Origin of the sequence: Alteromonas sp. LOR, assembly GCF_000753865.1 — a bacterium.
In the GTDB taxonomy this organism is placed as follows: domain Bacteria; phylum Pseudomonadota; class Gammaproteobacteria; order Enterobacterales; family Alteromonadaceae; genus Alteromonas.
In genome coordinates this window covers 257,992-273,486 of the sequence record NZ_JQFW01000057.1, presented here as the reverse complement: position 1 = coordinate 273,486, position 15,495 = coordinate 257,992, and the positions used below count along the sequence as shown (strand labels likewise).

Below are 15,495 nucleotides of genomic sequence, written 5' to 3'. Positions count from 1 at the left end.
AATAACTCAGCGTTAAATTGAAAAGTAAACGCTAATATTAAAATGCCAAGTTTCAGGTATCAGTGGTGACAAATGTTTACAAAAAAGCCGGCATCGAAGCCGGCTTTGCTATTTTATATAAAAAACTAACTATTAAAACTCAACAGCAAGCCTTGCATATATTTGACGACCTCTTGGATCGTGAACCTTAGAGTCGAAACCACTGTTTGTGAACAATCTAGGTGGCTCTTCGTCGAACAAGTTGATTCCACCAATGGTAAGAACGTAGCTCTGCTCAGTATCGTACATGCTGCCAATATCGATATTATACTGCGCATCTACAGTTACCATACTGTCTACTTCAAAGAAGCCGCCAGCACATGTACCTGTATTAGAGGTACCGTCAGCACAGTTTTGATCATCGTCGTACGAAGAGATATAGCGTACAAACAGGTTAGCTGCGTGAACGTCGTGTTTCCAACCAAGACCTACGTTAACACGAAGCTCTGGTGACGAAGTTCCGATATTGTTGAAGTTACGTCTTCCCGCACCGTCGATGCTTCCCGCTTGTGGGTCAGAAAGGTCATACTTTGTAATGTAGGTTGCATTTAATGAAGGTGTAAATACGCCTGCATCTGACTCAAGTTTGTAACTTGCAACAAAATCAACACCCGACGTTTCCAATGAACTCGCATTGACATAGGTATTGTTTATTTGTAGCACAGGCCCAGTAAGTGGGTCACCGGCACGCAATACGCGATCAGTATTTGTAGGGTCTGCATTCAATACTGCTTGCGCATTTTCTTGAATAATCAGGTCTTCAAACTCGAAGTTCCAATAATCAACTTCAATGGAAAGATCTCTAAATGGCTCATAAGAGAAGCCAATATTATAAGCTGTTGACTCTTCTGGCTTAAGATCTTCATTACCTTCCGTTCTAACTGCAACGAATGCTGTTGCGCCCTGAACTGGATCTTGAAGCTGCTGTAGGGTCGTCGCGCCACCTTGAGCTAAGAATACAGTAGGTGCTCGGAATGAGGTTGATATTGAGCCTCGTAGTGAAAACTCGTCAGTAGCTCTGTAAGAAACCGCTAACTTCGGATCTACCGTACTACCAATAGTACCGCCGTAGTCTTCGTAACGCACGGCTACCTGAACGTCTAGCTGATCGTTAATTGGCAATGCTAATTCACCAAATGCAGCCCAGACGTCCTGACTACCGTCAATGTCAGGGTTACCGATTACAAACGTAAAGCTATCTTGGTTAGATAGTGCGTCGTAATCCATACTGAGGTCTTGGTTTCTGTACTGTAAGCCAAGCGCTAACGCAGCAAAACCACCGTCCATTTCAAATACATCAAATGAGGTGAACGCTTCAATCACTTCTAAGTCAGATTTTGAATCAATAACCTGTTTTGCTGTGAATGAATCAACAACATAGTCTGAGTTAGGCGCCGATGTGTAAGACGTTGAAAACGGATTAAAGAACTCACAGCTGCCTGCACCTGGCGTGCCTGTAACCGGGTTACAATCTGAACCACCAAAACCGAATAGCGCCAACTGGAACTCTGTATTCAGTACGTCAGGTACTTGGAACATAAAGTCGTTAACTGCTCTGGTATAGCTTACTTCCCAGAAACCGGTGTCTGTTACGCCCTGAAGGTTCGTGCTGAATCTAAAGGTATCTGACTCTGTGTTAGCAGGGTCGCCAGCAAAACCGTTACCCTCTGCACGGCCGAAAAACGCAACGCCTGTGCCGAATGGGTTTTGTGGATGGTAATCTGGAACAATCGGCGACGTTAAGATAGGAAAGCTAGGTGCCCCGCCACGTTCAGCGCGGTTTCTTGCCATACCGAACTCTGCAGACCACGTTATGTCATTATCAAACTCATAGTTTGCGCTAACATAGGTATTGAGGCGACTTTCATCAGGTACATAAGAGTAGAACTTACCGAAGTCGAACTGACAAAAGCCAACTTCTAAGCCGCCTGGCGCTGTTCCACTTGGCGCTAATAGCCTTTCAGAACCACCAAATTCCTCACACCCGTAAGGGTCGATAATGGGTGTGCCTGTTGGTAAGAAGTAAGAGCCTGGGTTACCTAACGCACTGGTATCATCCTCTGGGCGACTTAAGCGTCTGTCAGCGATAAATAAGGGTGAACGATTAGTGTAACTAATAGCGGCCATTACATTGCCGTTATCGCCAGACGCTCCCCAAAGACCTTGGAGTACGTATTCGCTGTTATCGCCATGGGCACCGTCTTGATAGTCGGCTGTAATCATTGCGCCGTCATAGTTGCGCTTTGTGATGAAGTTCACTACGCCAGCTACCGCATCAGAACCGTATAGTGCAGACGCACCGTCTTTCACTACTTCCATTCTGTCTATCGCTATCATTGGTACGAGTGAGCTCGTATCAACAAAGTTAAGACCTTGGTTGGTAGGCTGAGCGGTAACAACCTGGCGTTTGTTGTTTAGAAGCACTAACGTAGATGCAACACCTAAACCGCGAAGGTTTATATTAGATGTACCTGCTGTCGCATTTTGAGTAAATGCGTCAGGATTGTTTTCTGCGCCAGTATTAATAGTAAGGGTTTGTGTGATATCAGCGATATTTTTTGCACCAATCGAGTCGATTGCGACGCTGTCTACCACTGCCAGAGGAGAAGGAGATTCAAAGTTTTCGCTGCGACGAACGAAACTACCGGTAACAAGAATAAGTTCAACATCCCGTTTTGCTTCTTTTTCATTTTCGGTGTCAGCTTCTTGGGCTGTTGCGATCATGGGAGAGCAAAGTAATGCAGCGCCAACATAAGCAGCAACTGCAGTTTTACGCGTATTCAATTTCATAGTGTGATTCCAAATCTGGGCGTTTCACTACCGGCAAATATAATCTCGCGTTCCGCTAGCGACCTGCTATTCGATTTTCTGTTATTTTTATAAGGGCATAAACAACCTATGTCCTCAAATTGATACTATGCCTGATTCCTAAGTTTGTAAATTTATTGTGAATAATATGTTTACATTAATTTTACACATGGTCTTACCAGTTATACTTTAGGATAAGCGTTGCGGTGAATATCGATAATAATGGGTAGAAATTGCGGATTAGGCGTGAAATTAGTACACGACCTGCAGCTCTCTTGTTCAGAATGAAATATAAACATCAACAAATTCATAACCTTAAAAAACTTGGAAATGCGGAACGGTTCTTGTTAACTCCCTTTTATTAGTCACAAATAGAAGAAAACAACACGCTTATGGAAATACCTCGCATCGACGACGTGTATAAATTGCTCACCGGAAAGCTAGAAACTTGGATGGAAAGCGCAATAACTATTCTTCCTAACATAGTGGTTGCATTGCTGATTGCTATCGCATTTGGCTTTATCGCAAGGATTGTAGGAAATATCGCCGGTACTGTGATGCGTCGTACGTTTGAATCTCGCCAGATTGCGGGGTTACTTACTTCTATTGTTAAATCGCTTGTTTTGATCGCCGGTATTTTTATTGCTCTTGATTTCGTGGGTTTAAAGGGCACTGTGACATCATTGTTAGCCGGCGCAGGCATTATTGGCCTAGCTATCGGTTTTGCGTTTCAGGATATGACAGAGAACTTTATCGCCGGTATCGCAATGGGCATCCGCAAGCCGTTTGAAATTGGTGATGTAATAAAAGCAGAAGGCGTATTTGGTAACGTAAAAAGTATTAACCTGCGCAATACCTTGGTAGAAACATTTTACGGTCAGTTAGAAGTTATTCCGAACAAGATTTTGTTTAGAAATATTCTTACTAACTACTCCACCCTCGGAAAAAGACGGATAGAAGTTCCTGTTGGCATATCCTATGCCGATGATATTGAGAAAGCCGGCACGGTCATTGTCGAGGCGATGAAAGACAAAGAATACGTCATTATTAATGATGAAACTGCGGTATATGCCGAATCCTTTGGCGACTCTAGTATTAATCTAGTGCTGTGGTTTTGGATAAGCTATCCGGGTGAACATGGCTTCATGGACGTTCGCCACGATGCAGTCTGTACGGTTAAAACCGTGCTGGAAGAAAACGATATTCTAATTCCGTTCCCAATTCGTACTTTGGATTTTAATTCAAAAGGGAGCGATAACCTTGACACTATGCTCAAGGACAAAGAAGAAACTCAGTAAACACTGATGTGCGACAACCAATGGATAGAATGACTATTCAAATCATAAAACGGAGATACATTATGAATAAGTTAATAGAGTCAAAGATTTTAAGAACAGCGTTTTTTGCACTAGTAATGGGTGCAAGCATTGGCGGCTGTGCCACGGTTGAAGGCGCTGGAGAAGATATTGAAAGCGCTGGCGACGCCATTGAAGATGCTGCTGACGACGCGTCATAAGCGAGTACAGCTAATAGTTAAAACATCAATGATGTGAAAATAGCTAAGCGGATACTGTGCGCCGTGTTTTTATACACGGTGCGCACTATCCGCTGAATTCGTTTCGGCTAAATTAGTATCGTCTGAATAATTGTCGGCTTTGCTTTATATGTACAGCTTTACGTGTTCGACTTTATGCTTTTAGGAGTTCGAACTACATAATGTATTAAACTTTAGCATTAGCTAACAGGCAAGTATCATCAGCTCATAGTGAGTTGCATTAACGTTACTAAACCTTTTAACCATTTAACCTTTAAACCGCCAAGTCCTTCTCATCTGCACCCGCATTTTTTCATACACCAAACATCCAAACTTTTTACACATTTTCGTCGCCCTACCCTAAAACCGAGCTTAAAGTAAACGAAAGGGTTAGCGTTAGGCCAATACAGCAAGCATTAAAAAAGTCCCGACCAGTGCGGGTTTTCCGCTTGATTTTAGCATGCAGCTAGCTTCGACCTTATACAATTTACCCTGAGGTTTATCAGAAATATCAGTGACTTTAAATTGATATCGAATAGCATCATCACGTCTCACAGGCTCTAAAAAGCGTAGCTTATCCATGCCATAATTTATCGTTGAAGCAATTTTATCGCTGTGCCCTACAACTTGTGAAAATGCATTGGGCATCAACGATGCAGATAGAAAGCCGTGAGCAATGGTTGTTTTAAATGGGCTTTCTTTAGCGCAGCGTGCTTCATCTAAATGGATCCATTGGTGGTCGCCAGTGGCATTGGCAAACTGAGTTATCATGTCTTGTGACACGACAAGCCATTCTGACTGTTCAAATGTATCGCCTACTGATAAATCGATGAGTGTTTTCATTGGTTTGTATCCTGTCCTATTTGTAATGTTACTAAACTACTATTACTAAGATGAATGTTTCAATTAACTTTTAATAATAGGTATTTATAAATATTCTTGTTACACTCTCGTAAACAATTAGTGGTTGCTGTGAACATAATTGTGACATTTAATTACGTCATCATAGCTTCCGTTTTATCTATTGGCTTTTTCAGGGCACTCGCCCCACTGAAGGATTACTTATGAATCTCAATAGAGTCGACTTGAACCTTTTTGCTGTGTTTGATGCGATATACACAGCTGGCAGCTTAACAAAAGCAGCCGATGTCCTCTGTATAACGCAACCTGCCGTGAGTAACTCATTAGCAAGATTAAGAGAGATGTTAAACGATCCCTTATTCGTGCGCACAGGTCACAGTATGACGCCAACGCCCGTAGCGCAAAATATCATTGTTCCTGCTAGACAAGCACTCGCTCTATTGCGAAAAAGTGTGCAAGAAAGTCACACTTTCGACCCGCTTACGGCTGAAAAATCATTTAATTTTGCGAGTCGAGACTTGTTAGAAGCGAGTATTATGCCCCGCCTAGTGTCTCGCCTTCAAAATTTAGCACCTAATATCGGTATAACCAATTACGAAATTCCACGAAGCCAGGTGGTGTCAGCAATGGCAAGCGGCACATTAGATTTTTTTGCCGATGCATCTACCTTTACCGACCCCCATTTATGCAAAGATAAAATTGCTCAAGATCGGTTTGTGGTATTAGCGAGAAAAAATCATCCGGCACTTAAGAACGGCCTCGATTTAGAAACGTTTTTGCGCTTAGGTCATATTAATGTGTCTCAAAGAAAGTCGGGAGCAGGCCCTATCGATGTTGCACTGGATAAAATGGGTAAGCGTCGGAAAGAAGTGATGCGCGGACAGCACTTCTTAACAGTGCCAAGTACCATTGTTAAGACCGATTTGATTGCGTGTTTGCCATTCCATTTGGCCAAGCACTACGACCTTGCTATTTATGAAGTGCCTTTTGATTTACCGCCAGTAGAATATTATCTGTATTGGCACGTCAGTGCTGACCATGACTATGCCCATATGTGGATGCGAGAGCAGATTATGGAAGTAGCGAGCACCTTTAAGCCTCACTGAGCCTTTTAGATATCAATTGTTAACCCCCCCCCCATTTTAAGCCCCAATTAACTTATAAGCTGATTGGGGCTTTTCTATATTTGCCTTTCGACACTAGCAACCCCCTTTTCTAACAAAATTGTGATTTTCAATCATTGGCGATAAAGCGCATATAGAACACGCAAATCATTAATACTAAAAGCTAAAAGCAACACTAAAGTAGCATGAACTTTAGTATAGGGTATGAATGCTCATACTTAGTTATCTGTTTGTATGTTTTTGCTTTCCCCGACATTGCGTTTAATTAAGTCGTACACAAAACAACCACCCCATATCGAATAGGAATTTTAACCATGTTGAAAATAGTTAAATCTTCTCTACTTATCGCTGCGTCTACTGTCGCCTTTTCAAACGTTGCTCAGGCAGACGATATTAATGATGCCCTTGCTAACATCTGCACTATTGTAGAAGCAGACGACAAAGGCGAACTACGTAAAAAGATGCGTCGTGTGCAGTCAGATTACAGATTAAAATTACATGACTATTACTCGGGTATATCGTGTGGTGGGCAAAGCTTGATTAGAACAGCACTTTCTAGCAATGCGGTTGAAGTAGGTACATTACTGGTTAAGAAAATGCCAAGTAAAGTTTTACAAACGCCTGAAGCAGACGGTAAAACACTGCAAGCATGGATAGCAGAACAGGGACTGCAGTCTTCTCCAATCTCTGAAGAGCTAAACAGCAGAATTTAAGACTCACGAATCGTTAGAGCATAAAAAGCGCCTCTTAAGGCGCTTTCTTTGGTTTAATGGCAGCCTAATAGGCTATATAGCCTCATAGTTAAGATAGCCCAGCTCCTTTCATTGATAAATAAAACGTTAAATAAGCGCTAAATAAACGCTAGCACTCTATCAGACGCCCAGGTTGGAAACTCTCTGTGGATCCAATGTGTTGCGGTTTCGTGATAAATAACCTCACAATGAGGTACATACTTTTCAATCCCGTGTAGCACTGCATCATCAAACGCCAAATCGTTTCTTCCCCACAGCACTAGCGTAGGTACCCCAATATGAATATTTGGAACATGTATAGCCTGTAGCTCTTCGTCCGACGCATCAACAGAAGGGATATCTTGAGGCATGCATCTGTAGTAATTAAGCATTGCGCTAAGGCGTGCCTCTTGACTCCAATCATTCAACAACGTGGAGGCATAATCCCATTGCTGCTCAAAAAACGTCTCTCCAAGCATGTCTTTAAGTAATTTGAAATCTGTCGATATCAAACTCGACACTGTGTTTTTATCACGTAGCGAAGAGATATACTGGCTCTTCACTCGTTGTTGTTTGCTAACGATTAAAGATTGAGTGAATGTGGATGGATGCGCAGCATTCAATATAACCAGTTTATGAATTAAGTCGGGATGAAAAGCAGTGAGCGGCCAAGCAATAGCACCTCCCCAGTCGTGAGCAACCAGAATCACCTTTCTGCCTTTTTTAACCTTCTCAATAAAGGTGGCCATACGTTTTATTAACGTAGGAACTTCATATTGCCGTTCTTCACTTAAGGGATCGGAAAGATGATAACCAGGTAAGTCTGGCGCAACAATATCGTAGTGCGAAGGTAAGGTACGAATAAAAGCTTCCCATGCATGGGCGTTTTCAGGAAAGCCATGAAATAATACAAACAATGTATTATCACTGGTGAGTTCCTTACCTAGTTGCGATGAAGGCTCTTTACATAAGCCCGCTGAGGGCTCTTTACCTACCTCCGCTGAGGGCTCTCTACCTAAGCCCGCTGAAGGCTCTCTACCTAAAGCCGCTGAAGGCTCTTTACCTACCTCCGCTGAGGGCTCTTTACTCAAATAGTGAATGCGTTTTCCATCAATTGTCACGTATTGCGATTGCAACATAACACTCCCTCATAGGCAGGAAATAAAAAAGCCGCGAAGGGTGAAATACGTATTAGCGCATTCACCCCCACCCGGCTTTTACCACAAGATGTTGTAAGCGTTAATTACTCAACGGCAAACATGCTTTCAGGCATAGACATTAGGTTGTCTGCACCTGACTGCATCGCTGATACTAGTGAGCGCGTGCGAGTCAGCAAACGGTCAAAGTAGAAGCCTGTAGTCAGTATTTTACTCTTATAATATTCAGTTTCTGTGCTTCCGGCATCAAGCTGCTCTTGCGCTTTTACTGCCATACGAAGCCAGAAGTAAGCTACTGTGACATAACCAGAATACATAAGGTAATCAACTGACGCCGCGCCAATTTCATCTGGGTTAGACGCAGCCGCTTTACCGATATCCATGGTTACTTGCTGCCACTCATCGAGGTGAGAATTGAGGGCGTTTGTCCACGCGCTAAACTGTGCATTGTCACGAAGAGAGTTACAGTAATCGCGAACTTCCTGAACAAATACATTGAGCAATTCACCGTTAGACCCCATTACCTTACGGCCAAGTAGATCCACTGCCTGAATACCCGTGGTGCCTTCGTACATAGTACAAATACGCGTATCACGTGCAAGCTGCTCCATGCCCCACTCTTTAATGAAACCATGGCCGCCGTAAACCTGCATACCGTAGCTTGTGGTTTCCTGCGCGGTTTCAGTCAAAAACGCTTTTACAATCGGCGTCAAGAATGCAAGTTTTGCTTCTGCTGTTTGCTTAGCAACTTCATCGTCGCCGTAAAGCGTTACGTCTACCATTTGCATGCAGTACGCAGCTAAAGCACGGTTACCTTCGGCAAATGCTTTTTGCGTTAACAGCATACGACGCACGTCTGGGTGCACAATAATAGGATCCGCAGGACCGTCTGGGTTCTTGCGTCCTGTCATTGAACGAAATTGCACTCTGTCTTTGGCATACTTAAGCGCACCCTGGAAAGACGCTTCTGATGCCGCCAAACCTTCAAGACCAGTGCCGATACGTGCAGTGTTCATAAAGGTAAACATACAGTTTAAGCCGCGGTTAGGAGGACCAATTAGGAACCCTTTCGCGCCATCAAAGTTGATTACGCACGTCGCGCTCGCTTTGATGCCCATTTTATGTTCGATACTGCCGCAGCTTACTGCGTTTCTATCTTGCTTCTCGCCGTCGTCAGACACGTTGAATTTAGGAACAACGAATAACGAAATACCTTTTGTACCCTCTGGCGCATCCGGTAAACGGGCAAGCACAATGTGTACGATATTTTCAGACATATCGTGCTCACCAGCAGAGATGAAAATCTTAGTGCCGGTAAGGCTATAACTTCCATCTTCTTGTGGCTCGGCGCGACACTTCAGCATACCAAGATCAGAACCACAGTGCGCTTCTGTAAGACACATGGTGCCCGTCCATTCACCGCTAATAAGCTTGTGAAGGAACTTTTCTTGCTGCTCTTTAGTACCGTGCGCTTTTAATGTTTCCATGCAGCCTTGACTTAGGCCTGGGTACATTGCCCATGAGTGGTTAGCACCAGAGAACCATTCGGCAATAATAGAAGCCAGTGAGTAAGGTAGATTTTGTCCGCCAAACTCTTCCGGATGCGCCATACTCGGCCAACCGCCTTCTACATAGGTCTGATAAGCTTCTTTGAAGCCTTTAGGTGTTGTTACCACACCGTCTTCCCATTTACAGCCTTCTTCATCGCCCGACTGATTAATTGGGGCTAGCGTGTTTTCTGAAAACTTCGCTGCTTCAGAAAAAATAGCTGATACCAAGTCTTCAGAGGCTTCATCGAAGCCTAGCTTTTGATAGTGACTTTGAAAGTCGAGTAGCTCATGTGTTACAAACATGGCGTCGCGTTGTGGAGCTTTATAACCTTCCATACTAATTACCTATAGAACTTCAAATAAACCAGCAGCGCCCATGCCGCCACCGATACACATAGTGCAAACAACAAATTTCGCACCACGTCTTTTACCTTCGATGAGTGAATGACCCACCATACGAGCACCGCTCATGCCATAGGGGTGACCAATAGAAATGGCACCGCCGTTAACGTTTAATAATTCGTCTGGAATGCCTAACTTGTCACGGCAATACAATACCTGTACTGCAAATGCTTCATTAAGCTCCCATAGACCAATGTCGTCCATGGTTAATCCATGCTGCTTTAATAGCTTAGGAATGGCAAATACAGGGCCAATTCCCATTTCATCTGGTTCACATCCTGCAACCGCAATCCCGCGATAAATACCAAGGGGTTGCCCTTTGCCTTTTGCCGCAGAGTGCTCATCCATAATAACAGTAGCGCTTGCACCGTCAGATAGTTGGCTTGCATTACCTGCGGTAATACACCCGCCTTCAATCACCGGGTTTAAGCTTTGTAAACCTTCCAGTGATGTCTCTGGACGATTGCCCTCATCTTTAGACAGCGTGACTTCGCGTTCGCTTGTTTCGCCGGTCTCTTTATTAAAGAGTGTCTGCGTTGCCGTAATCGGTACGATTTCGTCATCAAACTTGCCTGCTGACTGAGCCGCGGCTGTTCGCATTTGGCTTTGATAGCCGTACTCGTCTTGCACATCACGGCTGATGTTGTATCGCTTAGCAACCACTTCAGCGGTTTGCAGCATAGGCATATAAATATTTTTATGCTTTGCAACTAATGCTGGGTCTACCGCACGATGCATGTTCATGCTTTTGTTTTGCACTAGTGAAATAGAATCTAAACCGCCAGCAACCATGATGTTGGTATCGCCAGTGCGAATAGCATTAGCCGCAGTCGCGATAGCATACATGCCCGAGCTACACTGCCTGTCTAATGTCATTCCAGCAACAGACGTTGGTAGGTCGCCAGCAAGCGCCGCTAGGCGACCAATGTTCATTCCGCCACTGCCCTGTGTTAGGGCTGCCCCCATCACAACATCATCTACGCTTGCTGGATCAATACCAGCGCGAGAAACTGCATGCTTTATCGCATGCCCGCCAAGTGAAGGCGCAGGTAGATTATTGAGCGCGCCCTTGTAGGCACGGCCAATAGGTGTTCTTGCGGTACTAACAATTACTGCATCACGCATTGTATTGTTCCTTATTTTTTATAGTGCTTAAAACTGCCGCCTTCATGCGCCAATTTTACAAGTAAATCGCTAGGCTCTAGCCACATCTTTCCGTAGTCGCCAAGATGGTCACGGTATGTAGTTAACTTATCGAGAATAGTCTGAAGCCCTACTTCATCTGCATACTGCATAGGACCACCGCGGAACACAGGGAAGCCATAGCCGTAGACGTAAATCACATCGATATCGCTAGACTTAGCAGCGATGCCTTCTTCTAGAATACAGGCACCTTCATTGATAAGAGAGAACATGACTCGCACCAAAATCTCATCATCGCTGATGTCAGAGCGCTGCTCTACACCAAGTCTCTGCGCTTCTTTCTTCGCAATATCGAGTACTTCAGGGTCTGGAATAGGAACGCGACTGCCCGGTTCATAGTTATAGGTTCCGCGACCGGTTTTCAGGCCGTTGCGATCCATTTCTACCAAACGGTCGGCAACAGCGCCGTAAGCCGGGTCGTGGGCAATATGTTCTTGGCGAGACTGGCGAACGTAGTAACCAATATCAAGCCCAGCCATATCGCCCATTGTAAATGGACCCATAGGCATGCCGAAATCGGTAAGTACCTTGTCCACTTGCTCTGGTGAAGCGCCCTCTAACAATAAGCGGTTCGCTTCTCGCCCGTATGGCTCAATCATTCGATTACCAACAAAACCAAAGCAAACACCCACTAGCACTGCCACTTTTTTGATGCGCTTAGCCATCTTCATGCAGGTTTTAATAACTTCAGGCGATGTCTTCTCAGCTTTTACGACTTCAAGCAAACGCATGACGTTAGCAGGAGAGAAGAAGTGAAGCCCAATGACGTCTTGTGGACGAGAGGTCGACGTAGCAATCTCATCGATATCAAGTGTAGATGTATTAGAAGCTAAAATAGCGCCTGGTTTACATACTCTATCTAACGTTGAGAATACCGTCTTTTTCACTTCCATCTTTTCAAACACAGCTTCAATCACTAAATCTACGTCACTTAAGTCATCGTAGGTGGTTGTGCCGCTAAGCAGTGCCATGCGAGATTCAACTTGCTCTTGCGTAAGCTTGCCTTTTTTAGCGCTGTTTTCGTAATTTTTGCGAATAAGAGCGAGCCCTTTCTGTAAGGCTTCTTCTTTAAGTTCAAGCATCGTTACTGGGATACCCGCATTGGCGAAGTTCATCGCAATACCGCCGCCCATTGTTCCAGCGCCTATAATGGCAACCTTCTCGATAGCGCGCTCAGGTGTTGATTTATCGAAGTCACTGACATGACCCGCCGCGCGCTCTGCAAAGAAAAAGTGCTGCTGCGCTCGCGCTTGAGGCGTGTTCATGCACTCCATAAACAGCTTGCCTTCATTTTTAAGGCCATCTTCAAACGCTAACGTGTATGCGCCGCGAACCGCTTCGATACATTTAAGCGGTGCGAAAAACCCTTTTGATGCTTTTTTCGTTTGAGCGACTACTGCGTCAAAAACGGCTTGTGTTTCATCAGACATTGTTAAGGAAATATCACAGGTACGCTTAATAGCTGTTGCACCACCTAACGACGCTAAATACGCTTTGGTATCTTCTAAGAGGTGTTCCGGCTTATCTGATATCTTGTCAAATACGCCTGGTAATTTGAGTACAGAAGTGGGCTTACCTGTCACTATCATTGTTAAGGCTGTTTGCGCATCTGCCAAGCGAGGTAAACGCTGCGTTCCGCCAGCGCCTGGTAAAATACCTAGATTAACTTCTGGTAGACCCACTTTATTGTCGGCAAACGTGATGCGATGATGGCATGCTAAGGCAACTTCTAAACCGCCGCCAAACGCTGGCCCCGGTAAAACGGCAACGACCGGCTTTGACGCGTTTTCAATCTTCTCTAAAACTTCAGGTAAGTTTGGTGATAAATCACCGCCTGCAAATTCGCTAATATCTGCGCCACCTGAAAATATTGGCAGTGCGGATGTCACCACGATAGCTTTCACGCTTTCGTCGTTAATCGCTTGTTCAATGCCGTCTATTAGGCCTACGCGAAGTGCTCGAGAGAGTGCATTAACTGGTGCGCTCTGCATAGTAAGCGTGGCAACACCCTGCTGCACATCATACGCTACTGCTTTGTTTTCCGTCTGAGTCATAACCATATCCTGTTTATCACGTTAACCGGATGTTATTGCAGTGTTGCCAATCATCCAAGTTTATTGGTGTTATAGACATTTATCACAATATTTAATACGGCAACGAAACCCTGTTTTTTCATCGGATCCGCTCTCACGCTAGGTAATACAGGAGTTACAGATTAATTGACAGAATGAGATAAGGGTGTTTTTGTTATTATACCGTTAATTATTTTACATTTAATTTACAGGGACAAGTAAGCTATGCAGATACTGAAAACACCTGAAAGCGCCTTTTCGAATATCTCTGATTTTCCGTACGAACCACAGTATGTTCAAGTAACTGATACCGTCAGCGGCGAACTGTCCATGGCCTACTACCAAGCAGGACCGACTGACGGTCATCCCGTTGTTTTACTACACGGTGAACCAACCTGGGCTTATCTGTATCGAAAGATGATCCCTATTTTAGCTGATGCGGGATTCAACGTGCTTGCACCCGATCTTATCGGGTTTGGTCGTTCAGACAAACCTACACGCAGCAGCGACTACACTTATGTAAGGCACCTAATTTGGGTACGCGAATGGTTTAACCAGGTCGTGAAGCAACCCGCTACGTTGTTCTGTCAAGACTGGGGAGGCCTGTTAGGTCTTCGACTTGTGGCAGATATGCCTGAGCGCTTTTCTGGTGTAGTGGCTGCAAATACCGGGCTACCCACAGGCGACCAAAAGCCCAGTAAAGCATTTACGGCATGGCGTCGATTTTCTCAAGACGTGCCGGAGTTTCCAACCTCAGATATCATTGATAAAGGCACAGTAACCGACTTATCCGATAGTGTTAAAGCGGCTTACGACGCACCATTTCCTGATGAGACTTATAAAGTGGGCGCAAGAATGTTCCCCCTTTTGGTTCCTACACAGCCCGACAGCACAGACTCTCAAGCCAATCGAAACGCTTGGCAGTCGCTTAAGCAGTTCAACAAACCCTTTATGACCGCCTTTAGCGATAGCGATCCTGTGACGGCAGGCGGTGACAAATTTATGCAGCACACCATTTTAGGGTGTAAGGGAATAGAACACACCACAATTAAATCTGGTGGTCACTTTTTACAAGAGGACAAGGGTGAAGAATTAGCTCAGGTTCTTATTTCATTTATTCACAATTACTAGGGCGTGTTGACCTAGATATTTCAGAACACATTAAGGAAACATCATGGATTCACTACTTAACTTTACCGACCACGTTGTGCTTATTACTGGCGCAGGCAGCGGGTTTGGCCGGCTTTTGGCCACAGGGCTTGCACAGCGCGGCGCACAGCTCGTGCTTAGCGATATAAACGAAACGTCGCTCAACTCGGTAATAAATGAACTTGAAAGTGTTACCGATGTGGTGAGCATCGCAGGGAACATTGCAGATGAAAGTCTGAATAAGGCGCTGGTAGACGCAGCGTTAGAGAAATTTGGTCGCTTGGATATTGCCGTCAATAACGCAGGTATTGCTCACACGCCAGCGCCCGTTCATGAAATGACTGAGGCCATCATGGATAGTCAGTTTGGGGTTAATGTAAAAGGCGTGATGTTTGGCATGAAATACCAAATTCCTGCCATGCTCGCTCAGAAAAAGGGGCATGTGTTAAACGTGAGTTCTCTTGCTGGTCTTGGCGGCGCACCGAAAGGCGCAGCCTATGCAGCCGCAAAGCATGCCGTTGCCGGCGTCACTCGCACCGCAGCAGTAGAGTATGGAAGAAAGAATGTGCGTGTAAATGCAATATGCCCATTTTACAGCCCAACCAACATTCTAAATGTAGACGGATATAATACACCAGAAGCGCAAGCTCGACTTGGTCAGGGCAGCCCAATGAAGCGCCTAGGAGAGCCACAGGAGATAGTTAACACTATGATGCTAATGCTGTCTCCTGGAAACAGCTATATGAACGGCCAAACTATAGCCGTTGATGGCGGCGTCACCGCGTGGTAAGAGGCTTCACCGCCAATGGAGAGTCTTCGCCGCCAATGGAGAGTCTTCACCGCCAATGGAGAGGCCTCACCGCCA

12 protein-coding genes are annotated in these 15,495 nt (G+C 44.8%); 6 read left to right on the top strand and 6 right to left on the bottom strand.

Features of this window, described 5'->3' with window-relative positions:
- Positions 1 to 132: 132 nt before the first annotated feature.
- Complete coding sequence (locus tag JV36_RS0118175) at positions 133 to 2,829, bottom strand: TonB-dependent receptor (RefSeq protein WP_032096573.1); 2,697 nt, start codon at positions 2,827 to 2,829, stop codon at positions 133 to 135.
- A 410-nt stretch (positions 2,830 to 3,239) separates the two neighbouring features.
- Here JV36_RS0118175 and JV36_RS0118170 point away from each other — a divergent pair, with 410 nt between their 5' ends.
- Both JV36_RS0118170 and JV36_RS19520 read left to right on the top strand, forming a co-directional pair.
- Positions 3,240 to 4,145, top strand: coding sequence for a mechanosensitive ion channel family protein (locus JV36_RS0118170; RefSeq protein WP_032096574.1), 906 nt, complete (start codon positions 3,240 to 3,242; stop codon positions 4,143 to 4,145).
- A 62-nt stretch (positions 4,146 to 4,207) separates the two neighbouring features.
- The gene (locus JV36_RS19520; protein WP_081926709.1) at positions 4,208 to 4,363 is read left to right on the top strand and encodes an entericidin A/B family lipoprotein; all 156 of its coding nucleotides are present in this window, start codon (positions 4,208 to 4,210) and stop codon (positions 4,361 to 4,363) included.
- A gap of 414 nt (positions 4,364 to 4,777) precedes the next feature.
- Here the strand turns inward: JV36_RS19520 and JV36_RS0118165 are convergent, their stop codons facing one another.
- Entirely contained in the window at positions 4,778 to 5,224 is a 447-nt protein-coding gene (locus JV36_RS0118165; protein WP_032096575.1) for a MaoC/PaaZ C-terminal domain-containing protein, read from the bottom strand.
- A 221-nt stretch (positions 5,225 to 5,445) separates the two neighbouring features.
- Between JV36_RS0118165 and JV36_RS0118160 the strand changes: the two genes are divergently transcribed.
- Positions 5,446 to 6,348, top strand: coding sequence for a LysR family transcriptional regulator (locus JV36_RS0118160; protein ID WP_032096576.1), 903 nt, complete (start codon positions 5,446 to 5,448; stop codon positions 6,346 to 6,348).
- Between the two features lie 332 nt (positions 6,349 to 6,680).
- On the top strand, positions 6,681 to 7,079 hold the full coding sequence (locus JV36_RS0118155) for a DUF3718 domain-containing protein (RefSeq protein WP_032096577.1): 399 nt from the start codon (positions 6,681 to 6,683) through the stop codon (positions 7,077 to 7,079).
- A 137-nt stretch (positions 7,080 to 7,216) separates the two neighbouring features.
- On the opposite strand, the gene JV36_RS19145 is transcribed toward JV36_RS0118155, so the two are convergent.
- The 4 genes from JV36_RS19145 to JV36_RS0118135 all read right to left on the bottom strand — a co-directional run bounded on the left by JV36_RS19145 (position 7,217) and on the right by JV36_RS0118135 (position 13,463).
- Complete coding sequence (locus JV36_RS19145; RefSeq protein ID WP_034331568.1) at positions 7,217 to 8,236, bottom strand: alpha/beta fold hydrolase; 1,020 nt, start codon at positions 8,234 to 8,236, stop codon at positions 7,217 to 7,219.
- Positions 8,237 to 8,340: 104 nt separating this feature from the next.
- Entirely contained in the window at positions 8,341 to 10,140 is a 1,800-nt protein-coding gene (locus tag JV36_RS0118145; protein ID WP_032096578.1) for an acyl-CoA dehydrogenase C-terminal domain-containing protein, read from the bottom strand.
- 9 nt (positions 10,141 to 10,149) lie between these two features.
- Entirely contained in the window at positions 10,150 to 11,331 is a 1,182-nt protein-coding gene (locus JV36_RS0118140) for an acetyl-CoA C-acyltransferase (RefSeq protein ID WP_032096579.1), read from the bottom strand.
- Between the two features lie 11 nt (positions 11,332 to 11,342).
- Entirely contained in the window at positions 11,343 to 13,463 is a 2,121-nt protein-coding gene (locus JV36_RS0118135) for a 3-hydroxyacyl-CoA dehydrogenase NAD-binding domain-containing protein (RefSeq protein ID WP_032096580.1), read from the bottom strand.
- 243 nt (positions 13,464 to 13,706) lie between these two features.
- On the opposite strand from JV36_RS0118135, the gene JV36_RS0118130 reads away from it, so the two are divergent.
- Positions 13,707 to 14,612 carry a haloalkane dehalogenase gene (locus tag JV36_RS0118130; protein ID WP_032096581.1) on the top strand — a complete coding sequence of 302 codons (906 nt, stop codon included), beginning with the start codon at positions 13,707 to 13,709 and terminating at the stop codon, positions 14,610 to 14,612.
- Between the two features lie 43 nt (positions 14,613 to 14,655).
- Positions 14,656 to 15,420, top strand: coding sequence for an SDR family NAD(P)-dependent oxidoreductase (locus JV36_RS0118125; RefSeq protein ID WP_032096582.1), 765 nt, complete (start codon positions 14,656 to 14,658; stop codon positions 15,418 to 15,420).
- Positions 15,421 to 15,495: the final 75 nt, after the last annotated feature.